General features: G+C 38.9%; 13 protein-coding genes. 4 read left to right on the top strand and 9 right to left on the bottom strand.

The genetic code is table 11. The features are described from left to right. Positions 1 to 36: 36 nt before the first annotated feature. The 6 genes from G3341_RS04930 to G3341_RS04955 all read right to left on the bottom strand — a co-directional run bounded on the left by G3341_RS04930 (position 37) and on the right by G3341_RS04955 (position 7998). On the bottom strand, positions 37 to 2571 hold the full coding sequence (locus tag G3341_RS04930) for an outer membrane usher protein (RefSeq protein WP_244316480.1): 2535 nt from the start codon (positions 2569 to 2571) through the stop codon (positions 37 to 39). A 163-nt stretch (positions 2572 to 2734) separates the two neighbouring features. Continuing rightward, positions 2735 to 3265 carry a fimbrial protein gene (locus G3341_RS04935; protein WP_154622803.1) on the bottom strand — a complete coding sequence of 177 codons (531 nt, stop codon included), beginning with the start codon at positions 3263 to 3265 and terminating at the stop codon, positions 2735 to 2737. A gap of 67 nt (positions 3266 to 3332) precedes the next feature. Then, a complete protein-coding gene (locus G3341_RS04940) occupies positions 3333 to 3869 on the bottom strand; it encodes a fimbrial protein (protein ID WP_154622804.1) in 537 nt (178 codons plus the stop codon). Positions 3870 to 3990: 121 nt separating this feature from the next. Then, complete coding sequence (locus tag G3341_RS04945; RefSeq protein ID WP_163860822.1) at positions 3991 to 4365, bottom strand: helix-turn-helix domain-containing protein; 375 nt, start codon at positions 4363 to 4365, stop codon at positions 3991 to 3993. Between the two features lie 759 nt (positions 4366 to 5124). Next, positions 5125 to 6444 carry a serine dehydratase subunit alpha family protein gene (locus tag G3341_RS04950; RefSeq protein ID WP_163860823.1) on the bottom strand — a complete coding sequence of 440 codons (1320 nt, stop codon included), beginning with the start codon at positions 6442 to 6444 and terminating at the stop codon, positions 5125 to 5127. Positions 6445 to 6651: 207 nt separating this feature from the next. Further along, a complete protein-coding gene (locus tag G3341_RS04955; protein ID WP_154623573.1) occupies positions 6652 to 7998 on the bottom strand; it encodes an MATE family efflux transporter in 1347 nt (448 codons plus the stop codon). A 208-nt stretch (positions 7999 to 8206) separates the two neighbouring features. On the opposite strand from G3341_RS04955, the gene G3341_RS04960 reads away from it, so the two are divergent. Continuing rightward, positions 8207 to 9103, top strand: coding sequence for a diaminopimelate dehydrogenase (locus G3341_RS04960; RefSeq protein WP_163860824.1), 897 nt, complete (start codon positions 8207 to 8209; stop codon positions 9101 to 9103). Between the two features lie 213 nt (positions 9104 to 9316). Beyond that, positions 9317 to 10021 carry a hypothetical protein gene (locus G3341_RS04965; protein WP_195848170.1) on the top strand — a complete coding sequence of 235 codons (705 nt, stop codon included), beginning with the start codon at positions 9317 to 9319 and terminating at the stop codon, positions 10019 to 10021. 184 nt (positions 10022 to 10205) lie between these two features. Here the strand turns inward: G3341_RS04965 and G3341_RS04970 are convergent, their stop codons facing one another. Further along, positions 10206 to 11033, bottom strand: a complete 828-nt coding sequence (locus tag G3341_RS04970; protein WP_154623571.1) for a phosphoenolpyruvate hydrolase family protein — start codon at positions 11031 to 11033, stop codon at positions 10206 to 10208. 10 nt (positions 11034 to 11043) lie between these two features. Further along, positions 11044 to 12267 (bottom strand): Tm-1-like ATP-binding domain-containing protein, encoded by a 1224-nt coding sequence (locus G3341_RS04975; protein WP_154623570.1) that lies wholly within the window; start codon positions 12265 to 12267, stop codon positions 11044 to 11046. A 316-nt stretch (positions 12268 to 12583) separates the two neighbouring features. Here G3341_RS04975 and G3341_RS04980 point away from each other — a divergent pair, with 316 nt between their 5' ends. Then, on the top strand, positions 12584 to 13216 hold the full coding sequence (locus tag G3341_RS04980; protein ID WP_154623569.1) for a TetR/AcrR family transcriptional regulator: 633 nt from the start codon (positions 12584 to 12586) through the stop codon (positions 13214 to 13216). Positions 13217 to 13287: 71 nt separating this feature from the next. Here the strand turns inward: G3341_RS04980 and G3341_RS04985 are convergent, their stop codons facing one another. Next, entirely contained in the window at positions 13288 to 13698 is a 411-nt protein-coding gene (locus G3341_RS04985) for a GNAT family N-acetyltransferase (protein WP_154623568.1), read from the bottom strand. A gap of 149 nt (positions 13699 to 13847) precedes the next feature. On the opposite strand from G3341_RS04985, the gene G3341_RS04990 reads away from it, so the two are divergent. Continuing rightward, complete coding sequence (locus G3341_RS04990; RefSeq protein WP_163860825.1) at positions 13848 to 14891, top strand: AbrB family transcriptional regulator; 1044 nt, start codon at positions 13848 to 13850, stop codon at positions 14889 to 14891. Positions 14892 to 14898 lie beyond the last annotated feature (7 nt).

The following is a 14898-nucleotide window of genomic DNA, read 5'->3' on the forward strand; positions in this document are numbered from 1 at the left end:
TGTTATTTGCTTAAAATAGGTATTCTTTTTAACGCGCTACTTTGTTAGCCAGCGTGTTGGTTTAATTGATTTGGGGCTAATTGGCATTGGAGAGACTTCCAAATACTTTTCTAATGGTGGTGGTGGCTGATTTTCGCTCACACAAGGTAATAACCAGTTGGTCATCAAAACGCTTTCATCGGGAAAGGTTTCTGGTAAGTGTATTTGGCATTGAACGCTGCCATTCCATGTGACATCTAATGTGTCACTAGCTTTTAAGCCAGTTAAGTAGATGCTCCCGTCATCGGAAATGATCCCAACTTGTTTTTTTCGCGTATTAGTTACGGTGGAACCGAATGGAGGAAAGCTATTATCTGCTAAGCGAATTATTGCCATTGCATTCGTGCCAGAGACCACTTCAAATTGGCGATATCCAATCGCTCCTTCCGTCAGTGTCGCTTGTTTGATGGATTGGCTAATCGCCGCGGTATCCGGCAATTTATTGACATCAATACGTACTTGATTGCGGTAGTAGCTATTGATGTCATTAATAACTGCATAACCAAAGGAATTGGTGTTAACGACTGCACCAAATCCTTGTATCGGTATATTTTCTACACCATCGGTTGAAACTAGGATGCGAGCACCACCCATTTGATTAATACGATGTAATGCAACACCTTCTTTAGTGGCAGTGAGACCACCATTAATACTCAGTGCAGCGGAACGATAGCGGTTATATTGATAGCTAGTATTGGTGCTGATTGCTGCATAGCTGCCATCATAATTATATGAACCGGCAATCGATGTGCCATCGCGGTTTATGCCTGAATTAAGGCTGTAATGACTGCTTTGATCTAATCGGCTGTAATAATTGGCTTGATTCGAAGTATCATTTTTATTCCAATTGCTACTTAATGAAATGGTTTTTGATTCACCCCAAGGAATTGATAAAGAAAAGTACGTGCCATAATCATTTTGCTGATCAGCGCGATTATAAAATTCAGTCATATTTAAACTTAAGTTTTTAAAAGACCCTAAATCAAAATATTTTGCCAATGATAAACTATAGCGATCACTGTTTGGCTTATTCCAATAGGATTGGTGATAGAAATTTAAATAAGCGCTTAAACCCAGCGTGGTTAGCTGTTGGTTATACGAAATGGTGTACATCTCTTTACTATTAAATTGACGAATACCACTGGTTTGAGCATCAAGGTATTCCGACATGCTCATAAAACCTTCTTCCGAAAACCGATAACCAGCAAACGTCACTTGGCTATTTGCCTCATCAAAGCGCTTTGAATAACTTAATCGATAAGAACTACCTTGATATATTTTGTCTCCAATATCATACATATTGGTTAGACTGGCTCTAGAATGAGTGACATCAAAGGAGAGGGCGCCAAATATCGTTAGGTCACGGCCAACGCCTAAGGCGGCTGAGAGGTAGTTATTAGCGGTGACACTGCCGCCGTACAATGACCAGTTATTGTTTATTCCCCACGAAAATTCACCACTCGCAAAGATATCGCTATTGATCCGATGCTGATAATCAGAGGTTTTGCCCGCAGCAAGTTTATAACGAATTTGCCCCGGACGAGTTAAATAAGGCACAGTAGCAGTTGAAAGGGTAAAAGTTTGCGTACTGCCATCCTGTTCTTGAACCGTTACTCGTATCTCTCCTGAGAGCGCATCATTTAAATCTTGAATTCGAAAAGGCCCTGCGGGAACTTGGGTTTGATAAATAATATGACCTTGTTGGCTAACAATGACAGTTGCATTGGTTTTCGCGACACCAGTGATTTCGGGCGCATAACCTCGAAGATTTGGCGGTAACATATTATCGTCGGTAATAAGGCTAAATCCGCTAAAGCGGAAACTATCAAAAATGTCAGAAGTAAAGTAGTTTTCACCTAGTGTTAACTTTGCGCCAAGTGATTTAATTGCTCGGTAACTGTAATAACGGCTCAAATCAAAATCATTTTGCTGCTGTTGTCCTTGCGTTTTATTAATACGGCTTTGCCAATCAACACGAAAACGCCAAGCGCCAGTATTAAATCCCGTGATGCCGGTAGTATTAATACTGTAGGTCGTATTATTGGTTTTATGTGTTTGTTGATTAATTTGGGAAGTTAGATTGTAATCAAATAAGTAACCTGAAATTCCCTCTTCCCAGCGTGAAGGTGGATCCCAATTATCTGCCGTATATTCAAGATAGGCCTGTGGTACACTGATATAAAAGGCGGATTTAGGCAGATCGGCTCGGGCTTCCATACCCGGCAGGCTCTTTAAATTTAAACACTGATTATCGTGCCACCATGTTAATGCATCATTATATTCAGCCTTTAAACCCAGTTGCTTAACGATTTCCGGCGATACGCAAGCGGTAGACTCATCATTATTGTTCGGATCAAGATAAAAAAAGACTGTCTCATCATTAAAGGAGCTATTATTGATATAAATAGTGAAGCTGTATTCTCCTGGCATTAAATAACCAGGTTTTGAAAACTGTGCTAAGTTAATGTTAGCTCGATCATTAATATCAAGCATATTACTGTTGAATTCAATTTCATTTAACTGCGTGCTCATTGAGAATGAAGATAATAACAGTAAGGGTATAATTATTGTCTTTATGTTAAGCCAGGTCGTAATGTACGGTTGAATAGCGACCATAATATGTTTCCCCTAATGTCAATGTGTTGCTAATAAATTAAAATTAAAGATACTGTTATTTTTCTTTTTTATTTATATTTTAGTCATAGTCGACTTTAAATCGAATTTGAGTGTAATATAGCTCTGACGGTAAATTCTCTTCACGATTAATCAATGTTAATTGGTAGTTTAAGTTTATAATGCCTTGAGTGATATCTTGTGTTGGTATAGGAACATCAGGAATAATAATACGGTTAAATTGGTCATTAAGTCTTAGTGCAATTCCGCCTGAACCGCCATAATCTTTAACCAATGTTTTATCTTGGGTGCTCTCAAACGTAATGTGAAAATATTTCCAACCTAGCTTATTAATATCATTCGAGGTAGTGCGCTCAATTGAACAATTGATTAGACGAATGGTAAATTTATGAGGGGAACTCTCTCCATTACGTCTAATTTGAGTCAATGGAAGAGTTCCTATATCAATAGTTTGATCTCGGCTGCTCATATCAATTGAACATGCTGTTTCTACAATACTTCCACCAATTTTAATGGGAGTAACGGCTGTACTCATATTTGCAGTACCTATGAGCAGAAAGCTACCGAAAAAAACATTCATTGATTTCAACATTCGCCCTCTGTCTAAATTAATTCCCACTTATTTTTCTTAATTATTCACTGTCAGTGGAAAGAGTGTGTTATTCGTAGTTGAGTGTGAAATCTGCAACCGATGAGAATTCACCTACAGTTATCGTGTCGATATCACCGCCATTCCCCACCAGATAGGCCGAAAATTGTAGGGTATTATTACTATTTTGGATCTTTTGGAATGGAGTGGGTTGCCCTAACGTGATCACGCCAGCACTGCCATTAGCAATTTGAATACCAGCTCCTGACCCTGTACCAACAATTCCTAATGTTTTATTGGTTGTATCAAAACTGGCTGCTGCCCCACTAAAGGTTAATTGCACCCCCTTAGTTAATTTTGATACATCACAGTTTTCTAATAATATTTCAAACGGTCGCGGAGTTGATTTACCGCCAATGACTAATGCCATATTTGAAATTTGACCCAGTTCGATAATCTCTTTAGTCTCTGGAGAAATAGAGCAAGGTGCATCAATAATGGAGCCTTTAAATTTAATTTGGCCATGCCCCTGATCGCGTAGCGCATAAACATTTCCAACCGCAGAGACAGACAATAATAAAATCGGTAAAATAAATTTTAATTTCATAAGAATCTCCTTTAAAAAAGTAGGTTGTTATTAGAAAGTCGCAGAATTTAACCCCACAGTATTGATATTACTGTAAAGGAAGCGTCATGAGACTGATTGTTATTTTTGTTTGAATAAAGTTCTATCCGAATAAAACCGGTGAACTGGAGGTTGGACTGCTATCATTATTGACCTTATTGAAAACGGATGTACTTAGCACCTTATTTAAATCAATGTATTTTTCAATAGATGCTATATTTATTTCTTCAATAAGTAATAAGTTAAACTCATCGATAGTAATATCGATTTTATCTAATAATAGCAGTAGTAAGCATACATTTATGCGGTTACTTCCACATTCATAACGCGACATTTGTTGTTGGCTTAAATTAACTAATTTTCCAAATTGTCCCGCCGTGAGTCCTTGGCTTTTTCTTATCCTTTTTAATGTTCTTCCAATAGCTAATGAGATAAATGAAAAAAAATCATTTATATTAATATCTTCACTCTTTTTCATTGATTCTTCCCCTTGTTGGATAAAGTAAAAATATTCAACATAATGAATATTTATTTAAGAGTTTATTTCTATACGATTTATTCTTTGTAAGTTTTATTTAAATGTGCTGATTTTAAGCAAATATAAAACGTATTTTTTAAGATCAAACCTTCTATAAATAGCAATTATTTTATTTTTATAAAAAACTCTCAACTGGAGTAACTAAGGAATTTATTAAAGGATAATAAAATCAATGTATTCATCCTTTGTGGCATACTTTTGTTGGTAAATATCTAGCATAAAATGCTAAAAATACAGACTCAATGAAGCAATTAAAGATAAAATATCAAAATAATTAAAAACTCATACTTTCTATTTTTTCCGTTACCATTCGCAACACTCTCATGTTAATTTGTATCTATTATTGTCTATTTGTAATGAATTATTGATTACTCACAATAAAATGGATTGTTTATCAGCGAGATAAAAAAATCAGTCTATTAACCATACAATTTATATGGCTTAGAAAATGTAATAAATATTAGAAATCAACCATTTGATTATAAGTTGAATCTGTTTTAATTACCTACTTTTTATAGGTGAATAGATATTTAAAAAGGAATGGCATTTATCATTAATCATTGTGGGTTAGCAGCAAAGCAAATTAAAAAACAATTATTTTTTATAACCTGCATTGTTTATTTTTTTGCTATTTTTTTTCAGGTGACATAAAAAAACAGACAACATCTACAGTTGTCTGTTTTTTTGACTTACTTAGGATTAACGGGCTTTGGCTGCCATGATTTCAATAATTTGCACATCGGTATGGCGCATTGAGCCTGTCGCTAGCGAACATAAATTTGCTATCGATTGATCGACATCATCGGAAACAATGCCATCAGAGCCTCTTACACAGCTGTTGTCGAGCGCCATTAAAACGGCTTTGTAGGCCGCACTTGCACTTGTTGAAACTTTCATGGCACAACTATTCGATGCACCATCACAAATCATACCGCTGACATCACCGATCATGCTGCATATTGCCATTGCGACGACTTCATAGCGTGATTCTAGCAACCATGCGATACCTGCGGCGGCACCCATCGCGGCAGTTGTCGCAGCACATAATGCGGAAAGGGCAGGTAATTGATTATGAATATAGATAGCCATTAAATGGGATAGCATTAATGCTCTAGCTAATTGTTCTTCTGTTGAATGCAAATAATCTGCCGTGACAACAACGGGCATGGTGGCAGCAATCCCTTGGTTGCCTGAACCTGAGTTACTCATCGCGGGCAATATCGCCCCTCCCATGCGAGCATCAGATGCTGCGGATGTCCGTATCATAATTTCAGATAAAAGATCTTTTGATAGTAATCCACGATCACGTTGAGCTTGGAGTGTTTTTCCTATGTGCAAGCCATAGACATGACGTAACCCTTCTTGCGAGAGTGCATCATTTAACTGTGCAGCTTCTAAAATAAAGCGAATATCTTCAAATGGGGCTTGGGTTGCGAATTGATAAACGGCTTTTGCGGTCACCTCAGGGAGTGCGACATCGGCAGCACAATCAACAGGGGAAGTGTTTAATGGTGCTTTTTGGTTGATATCAAAAATGACATCATTATTAACCATCATCTTTACGAGGTTGGTGTGTGACCCTGCAATAATCGCTGTTGCAGAACCTTTGTCAGTAAACACTGTCGCTTCTGAATAGATGACATCATCACAAGGTTGTTTAATATCCACAGTCACTAAGCCTTGTTCGAGCATGTTTTTACTCGACTCAATAGCCGAAGTTGACGCTGACTTTAATACCTCAAGTCCGGCATCCGCATCGCCACCAAGAGCGCCTAATGCCGCAGCAATAGGCAGACCCACCATACCTGTTCCTGGCACAGTTACACCCATCCCATTTTTCATTAGGTTCGGTGAGACTAATGCGGTGACTCGAAGAATATCACCTTCAATACAAGAGGCTGCTTTTGCTGCCGCGAGTGCTAATGAAATGGGTTCGGTGCAACCTAAAGCAGGTTTAACTTCTTGTTTGACTGCATTGATAAAGTACTGCCAAAGAAGTGGCTGGGCTTGAGTTTGCATCGTAAATTCCCCTTCAAGAACATCGTATTAATAAGGGTATTTTAAATAATTATGAGGAGAAAATTTTCATTATGTTAGGGGGGAAGTTTAAATTTTATAGAAATATTTTCTGTGAATTCAGTTAAAAATAGAAAGTATTTTTAAGTTTGACCTTTATCACAAAGTCTCCTGCCTAAATATTTAGGCAGGAGTAAGGTGACGTTAATCTCAACTTTCGAGGTCGAGTCGTTTATTTTGCCATCGCCGAGAACGCCAACGCCATGCATTGGTTAAACCACGTAACCACTCATCAGCAAAGAAGCCGATCCAGATACCCAGTAAGCCCATTTCCATTTTAATACCAAGAAAATAGCCTAGTGGAATCGCAACTCCCCACATAAAAATAATGGCGGTACACAGTGGGAAACGCGCATCACCTGACGCTCTTAATGCGTTAACCATAACAATATTGATGGTACGACCCGGTTCTAAAAAGACTGAGAGTAAGAACAGAGGCAGTAACACATGGATAATACTTTGATCTTCAGTTAAATTATCAAGAATAGGGTCTCGGAATAACCAGAAGAAAAAGACTACGCCAATCGTGACATAAAAGCCCATTTTGAGGCTTTTCAGCCCGCGTTTGTAAGCATCATCGAAACGTTTAGCACCAACAAGGTGCCCCACCATAATTTCATTACCTATACTGATTGAAATACCAAATAGCATAATAAAAAGTGAGAGTTGGAAATAAAGTGTTTGTGCCGCTAACGATGTTTCGCCCATTAAACCGATAAACGCAGATGCGGTCATAAAATGTAGGATCCACACTAAGTTTTCGCCGGCAGATGGCAAGCCAATATGCAGGATTTTTCCTAACATATTACGTGACCAGCGTATCAGTAATTGTGGGGAGAACTTAATTCTTAGCCCATAAAATAATAAGCAAAATAGCAGTATAACAGCCACAACCCGCCCTACGACGGTTGACCAGGCGACGCCTTCAAGGCCATATTGAGGTAGGCCAAAAAAGCCATAAAGAACAATCATGTTACCAAATACAGTGATGACGTTAGCTATCAGTGTTACCCACATTGCAGGTTGAGCTTTGCCATAGACGCGCAAACAAGCCGCAAGAATAATGGATATCGCTTCAGGGATTAAACAGATTCCTAGAATATGTAAGTATGCATAACCATCTTGCATAAGATGAGATGGTGTATTCATGATGCTAAGAATTTTATAACCAAAAAAGAGTGCAATCAGGGCACTGGAAAAACCTAATAAAAAATTGAAAGCGATAGAGATGTGGATAGCTTGGCTGGCTTTTTCACGTCGCCCAGCCCCTAAATATTGCGCGATAACAACACTGCACCCCACACTGATAAAGTTAAAAATGGTGATAAACAGATCAAATACCTGATTTCCCACCCCCATTGCCGCTAGGTAGGCTGTTGAAACATGGCTCACCATATAGGTGTTGATGAGTAATGTGGCCAAATGAAGAAAAATATCAATAAATATTGGCCAACTGAGAGAAAAGAGTGATCTCTCAGTGACATCAGATTGATGCATTAAGAACCTTCAAAATAATTTAAAAAGTGATATACCAGAGAAGTAGGCTGATTCTACCCGCATTTATGTTGAGTTAATAGAGTTTAAATACGCTTATTTAAAAGGAAGTTAATCTTTTGTTTAATAATGATGATTCTGCTAATTTATTCTAGATTGATATTCATTTTATCAATGCAAAAAACAACATCAGCATAGTAAAGGAGTCACAATGACAAAAATTAAAGCCGCAATAGTGGGATACGGCAATATTGGCCGCTATGCACTCGAAGCGGTATTGGCAGCTGAAGATTTTGAACTTGTTGGCGTAGTTCGTCGAAATGGACAAGATATCCCAGCAGAGTTAGTAGGGCATACTGTTGTCGATGATATTGAAAAATTAGGCAAAGTAGATGTTGCGCTGCTGTGCTCTCCGACTCGTGTAATTGGTGATTTAGCGGAGAAAATCTTAAATCTGGGGATTAATACGGTTGATAGCTTTGATGTCCATTCAGAGATCGTGGCATTAAAAAAACGTTTAGATAAGGCTGCTAAACAACGCGATAGCGTTGCCATTGTTTCTGCTGGTTGGGATCCTGGTTCTGACTCCATTATGCGTGCCTTAATGTTAGCGATGGCACCAAAAGGTGTTACTTATACTAATTTTGGCCCAGGAATGAGCATGGGGCACAGTGTTGCAGCAAAAGCGATTGATGGGGTGAAGGATGCCTTATCGGTCACCATTCCACTGGGTACCGGAGTGCATCGCCGCATGGTTTATGTGGAACTCGCTGCAAATGCAAATTTTGATGAAGTGGCTAAAGCCATTAAAGCGGATAGCTATTTTGCTTCCGATGAAACACATATTCGCCAAGTGGATAGTGTGGATGCACTAAAAGACGTTGGTCATGGTGTACATATGACGCATAAAGGTGTTTCTGGCGCGACACACAATCAACTATTTGAATACTCAATGCGTATTAATAATCCAGCATTAACTTCTCAGTTTATGGTTTCCGCAGCACGAGCAACGATGAAGCAATCACCAGGGGCATATACTGTGATTGAAATTCCACCAGTGAATTTCTTACAAGGTGATCTTGATAATTTGATTGCTAAGTTAGTGTAATCACTGGATGGCATGATTGTAATGAATGCACTCATGCCAGTTCCGTTGATACGCGTTATACTTCAAATTTCGCATCGTATTAAGAAAGCTCGTTATATTCTTCTTTATCCGCAACGATGTTGTCATTTACCTTATTAGTGGATAGTTTATGGGATGATTGACGTTGTCTCAATGAGGTCAGCTAGATAGTTTGAGATAAAAAAGGACTTTATCATGGCTAAAAATTCAAAAAGAAAAAATAATATCACCACAGAGACAAAAACATTCTTTTCAGCAAAAAGCACCCCACAAACAGTTGTAGAAAATAAACATGCATTTAGTGTATTGCGTTTTTTGTCAAAAATAATAAGTGTGTGTTTTTCTCTTTTTTATGTTGGTTTTATTTTTTCTGTTTGGTTTTTTCCTGAATATTATGATGTTGCTTTAATTTATAACTTAACGCTGATCCTTATCTTCGAGTTTATTTTAGTACACTCGGGTGTTTTTATGTCAATAACCAATAATATCAAGGTGTTGATAGGGTTTGCATTATTGTACGGACTGTTTGCTTTTGCGTTTAATTACTCCGTGCTTGGTGATTCACCGCTGATCCTTTATTTATATAGTTTCACCATATTAAATCGCATATTATACGGTTTTAGTAGCCGAACTGATGAAGAGCGTAAAGAGAATTTGGGGAATTCCGCTATGATGGCGGTAAATTTTATGTTTTGCATCGTTCTGGTAGTCATCGTGTCTTCGCTAGTCCCTTATGGTGGACTGACGCCCAATTATTTATCGTCAATCGACTACTATAATACAATCCCACACGGTGGAGAATTTCCTGAAAAACCACACGTTGCCTTTGCTTTTGGTGTTTTATATTTTGGTTTACCTGTCGTGTTACCACTATTTTTTAAACTATTAAGTAAAAAATAGGCTAATGTCTAATTAGGTAATAATCTTCATATGCCACAAGGCCAACAGGGTAAAATAAATAAAAAAGCACCTACCGAAGTAGGTGCCCTGGTGTTGACAAAGTCTCATTGTGATTAAAGCGGCTTAATAATTATGATTGATGAACGTTATTTGCTTGCAGCCTATGCTTATATTATTTTGCGTATTAACGCTTAATGGTTTTGAATTTTTGGGTTGTTGCAGTGAGTGCGACTTCAGTTGGCAAACGTTCCATCGAGCTAGCGCCATAAAAACCATGGCATTCAGGGCAGTTTGCTAATATATATTCCGCATCTTCAGGTGTTGCAATTGGACCACCATGGCACAGAACAATGACATCATCGCGTACTGCTTTTGCCGCTTTGGCCCAGTCATTGATTAAAGGTACGCAATCTTTAAGTGTTAGTGCCGTTTCTGCGCCAATATTCCCCCCAGTGGTTAAGCCCATATGAGGAACAATAATATCAGCACCGGCTTCGGTCATTGCTATCGCATCTTCACGGCTGAAAACATAAGGGGTGGTTAATAACCCTTTTTCATGGGCTAAACGGATCATATCGACTTCTAAGCCATATCCCATGCCGGTTTCTTCTAAGTTAGCCCTAAAGTTACCATCTATTAGGCCAACGGTTGGGAAATTTTGTACCCCAGCAAACCCTTTTGCTTTGATCTCGTCAAGAAAGTGGTCAAACTGGCAAAAAGGATCCGTACCGTTAACTCCAGCAAGTACAGGTGTGTGTTTTACAACAGGCAAGACTTCTTTTGCCATGTCCATCACGATTTCGTTAGCATTACCATAAGCCAGTAAGCCCGCGAGTGAACCGCGTCCAGCCATACGGTAGCGACCTGAGTTATAAATAACGATTAAGTCTATACCGCCAGCCTCTTCACATTTTGCGGATAGGCCGGTACCGGCACCACCACCAATAATTGGTTCGCCTCGAGCGATCATCTCTCTGAATTTTTTCAGTAAGCTTTCGCGATTATGTTTCATTGATGAACCTCTACTTGTTGTTCAAAATTTCCTGGTGTAATTGAATAACTTGTTCGCAAAACTCAATTGAGTTGATATGGTACGGACTCAAAATAAGTTTGCGTTTTTCTGTTGTTATAAGATTTTCGGTTAATGCATTGATAAAGGCTTGGTCTGCTTCTGGATCCCAGAATGGGGCACCTTCAATATCCAGTGCAGAGAAGCCGGCTGTTGGAATAATAAAGCGAATTTCCCCTTCACAGCGGTTAAGCTTATCGGCAATCCAACGACCCATTTGTTGATTTTCTTCTTTTGTTGTACGCATTAACGTAACTTGTGAATTATGGTTATAGAATAACCGGTCACGATAATGCTCTGGTACTGTCGATGGGCGACCAAAATTGACCATATCTAGCGCCCCGCATGACAGTACACAAGGTGTTTGTGTTCTTGCGATTGCGCCAAAACGATCTTCATCGCATGCTAAAACGCCACCAAACAGATAGTCACACACTTCCGTTGTCGTGATGTCTAATACGGAATCTAATAAGTGGCTATCAATTAATTTTTCCATGGCTTTACCGCCACTTCCCGTCGCATGGAAAACTAAGCAGTCATATTGTGATTCAAGTTGCTCGGTTAGCTGTTGAACACACGGGGTAGTGACGCCAAACATAGTCAGTGCAATAGCAGGTTTTGATGCCTCTTCATATTTATCTTCACGATTAAAATAAACGGCACCTGCAATTTGATTTGCAGCGTTTTTTAATACCTTACGAGAAATAACATTTAAGCCTGAGACATCGGTGACCGAATACATCATTGAAATATCACTTGCACCGATATAACCGGATATATCCCCTGACGCCATCGTTGAAACCATCAGTTTAGGTATGCCAACAGGGAGCGCTTGCATTGCTGGAGTAATTAGCGCTGTACCACCGGAACCTCCTAAACCTAAAATAGCGGCAACATCATCTTGGGCACTGAGGTACAGACTAAAAGCCAGTGACATAGCTTCAATGGCTTTTCCTCTATCACCACAAAAAACGGCTTCAGCTCCGGAAGGATGGTAAGCCGCAACAGTGAGAGCCTTAATATCTGCATTTCTGTTTAGTTGAGTTGGTTGCGTCGTCAAATCTACTGAACGTACAGATAAACCTGCTTCTTTGATCAAATCGCAGACATAGAACAATTCATCGCTTTTAGTATCTAGCGTGGTTGCTATATAGATGTATCCCTGATGCTGTTTCATCGGAAAATCCTTACAGGTTAGGAAGATGTTTAATTTCTCATCTGAATGAGACTATAGTATCATTTTGGATAAAAGTAAAATGAGATTGTAGTCTCATTTTTGGGGTTTATTTAAATATCATGATGTTATATTTTTATCTCAATGATAAATAAGCATTTTAAAATTTTAATGGCATATTAAAAACCGCATTTTTTATAACAGACGAACGATAACATTCTCATCGTTATTAATAAGCAGTAGCTGTAGCCATTGTAAAGTGTCATGATGAGTCACCCATTCACTATAGTAGCGAACATGTTTTAAAGGGAGGGAAACGATGTCATTCACATATTCTAATCATGAATATAAAGGAACAAGGAAGCGAACTTATAACTTATTGGTGAATACGGCACTGGCTCTTTTTGAAAAAGGGGATATGCCCTCTATTTCGGAGCTTGCTATTGAGGCGGGCGTATCAAGAGCGACAGCTTATCGCTATTTTCCAACGCAAAGTGATTTGATTGCGGCAACTGTTAATGCCAGTTTAGGGCCCATTTTGACATGGCGACCGCAAAGTGAAAAAACGGAAGAGCGTATTGAGGAGTTGCTGACATATGCACTCCCTAGAATGTTTGAGCATGAAGGCGTCTTGAGAGCCGCATTACAAGTATCGTTACAGCAGTGGGCACAAAGTCGCGCTCTGACGCAAGATCCTAAAGAAAAACCACTGGAAAGAGGAAACCGTAAAAATATCCTCGCGATGGTTACTGCGCCAATGAAAGATGACTATCCGCAAGATGTTATTGATAAAGTTATCAAAGCATTTTCAGTCATTTATGGCTCTGAAATCTTTCTAGTACTCAAAGATATTTGGAAGCAAGATGACGCTGAGGTGATTGAAATTGCACAGTGGATGGCGAAAGCGATTATTAACCAAGCCACAGCAGATAAAAATGCCCGAGAATGCTGAGGTATCGCATTAAAAGAACGGTAGGGGAAAACCTATCGTTCCTTATAGGTGGAGTTACAAAATAGGTGGAGTTACAAAGATTTCATAAAATAATATCTTTCATGTTTAATTGGGTAATCAATGAGTGTTGAGATCACCTGATAGCCCTGTTTCTCATAAAAAGGTTTTGCTTGGAAACTGAACGTATCGACTTGAGCATATTTGGCACCTAACTCTCTCGCTTTATTTTCCATCGCTTGTAGCAATTGTGAACCGATGCCTTGCTTCCTCAATGATTCTTCAAGCCAAAAGTAGTCAATTCGTAGCCAATTTCCGAGTATTGAACCTGTTATTCCGCCTAATATTGCCTCTTCTTGCTCATAAAATACGGCTAATGGAGAATGAATATCTTCACTGAAAAATTGTAAGTTATAGTTAATCAATGATTGATGTATATGTGCAATTTCAGATTTAGCAGGGGATGTTGTGACGCGTATTGCCATAATTTTTCTTATCTTTCAATGTAATGATAATTTATGAGTTTATATACTATTTAATAATTTAATGAATTTAAAGTATTAAGAAGATACTATTAAGACTATTACAGATGATATCGATGCGCTAAGTGCTCTTAGAGTAATAGGATTTCGCGATGATAAGATTATTGAAAATGGGCTTAGGCATTGCTATTTGTGCCTTAATTGGTGGAACCCTCACTTATCTTGGCGTACCTCTCGCTCTTATGTTTGGCCCAATCATTGCAGTGATTGTTTTTAATCGCTTCAACATTCAATTTGCTATCCCCAAATATACCCTCACATTTGTTCAGATATCATTAGGAACGTCTGTGGGACTGATGTTTAATCAAGTCTCATTAGGGCAAGCAGAGAATCTATTTCTACTTCTTCTGCTGTTGGTGGTCTGCTTGGCTGTCCAATTTTCATTCAGTTATTTTTGGTTTCACCGCAAAGTCGGATGGACAAAACAAGAAGCGATGCTGGGCTCTGTTCCGGGAGCCATGGCTGCCATATTAGCCTTAATAGATCATACGCATACGCCTCCACAAAAAATCGTGATTTCTCATACGATCCGTCTCATTATTTTAATTCTATTGGCAGGAATTGTGGTAGGTAGTCATGGGGATCCTCAGCCTCTGATTGTACTACCATCCTTAACATTGGAAGCGACCTTCTGGTTAACGGTGATTGTATTAACAGGACTAGGATTAGGCTTGGTATTGCAGCGAATGCATGTTCCTGCCCCCTTTATGTTGACATCATTAGGTGCCGCGACGTTGATCCAAGGCTGGCTTGATGTACAAATTCATTTTCCGGTGATGATCACTGAGCTCAGTATGGTTTTGATCGGGATGAATATTGGTAACCACTTTATTGTTTTTCCACTGTCGTCATTGATCAAAAATATCTATTCATCTGCCCAAGTGGTGGTGATTAATATCTTTTTAACCTTATTGATCACACTGTTTGCTGCATGGGTCACTGGCTATCCTCTATCGGTATTGCTGCTGGCTTGGGCGCCAGGAAGCATGGAAGCGATGACATTTGCGGCGATCACCATGAACCTTGATGCTGGATTTGTCATGTCAAATCACATCATTAGGATGGTAATTATTCAAAGTATCCCTTCGATAGTGATGTTTTGGCAAGAAAGACGCGTGAAGAAAAAGGAAGGTTGAAGTGAAA

This window comes from Providencia vermicola (genome assembly GCF_010748935.1).
GTDB classification, from domain to species: domain Bacteria; phylum Pseudomonadota; class Gammaproteobacteria; order Enterobacterales; family Enterobacteriaceae; genus Providencia; species Providencia zhejiangensis.

Coding starts and splice junctions, on each gene's coding strand:
- G3341_RS04930 (WP_244316480.1), bottom strand. CDS start 2,571: ATGAGCACGCAGTTAAATGAAATTGAATTCAACAGTAATATGCTTGAT.
- G3341_RS04935 (WP_154622803.1), bottom strand. CDS start 3,265: ATGTTGAAATCAATGAATGTTTTTTTCGGTAGCTTTCTGCTCATAGGT.
- G3341_RS04940 (WP_154622804.1), bottom strand. CDS start 3,869: ATGAAATTAAAATTTATTTTACCGATTTTATTATTGTCTGTCTCTGCG.
- G3341_RS04945 (WP_163860822.1), bottom strand. CDS start 4,365: ATGAAAAAGAGTGAAGATATTAATATAAATGATTTTTTTTCATTTATC.
- G3341_RS04950 (WP_163860823.1), bottom strand. CDS start 6,444: ATGCAAACTCAAGCCCAGCCACTTCTTTGGCAGTACTTTATCAATGCA.
- G3341_RS04955 (WP_154623573.1), bottom strand. CDS start 7,998: ATGCATCAATCTGATGTCACTGAGAGATCACTCTTTTCTCTCAGTTGG.
- G3341_RS04960 (WP_163860824.1), top strand. CDS start 8,207: ATGACAAAAATTAAAGCCGCAATAGTGGGATACGGCAATATTGGCCGC.
- G3341_RS04965 (WP_195848170.1), top strand. CDS start 9,317: ATGGCTAAAAATTCAAAAAGAAAAAATAATATCACCACAGAGACAAAA.
- G3341_RS04970 (WP_154623571.1), bottom strand. CDS start 11,033: ATGAAACATAATCGCGAAAGCTTACTGAAAAAATTCAGAGAGATGATC.
- G3341_RS04975 (WP_154623570.1), bottom strand. CDS start 12,267: ATGAAACAGCATCAGGGATACATCTATATAGCAACCACGCTAGATACT.
- G3341_RS04980 (WP_154623569.1), top strand. CDS start 12,584: ATGTCATTCACATATTCTAATCATGAATATAAAGGAACAAGGAAGCGA.
- G3341_RS04985 (WP_154623568.1), bottom strand. CDS start 13,698: ATGGCAATACGCGTCACAACATCCCCTGCTAAATCTGAAATTGCACAT.
- G3341_RS04990 (WP_163860825.1), top strand. CDS start 13,848: ATGATAAGATTATTGAAAATGGGCTTAGGCATTGCTATTTGTGCCTTA.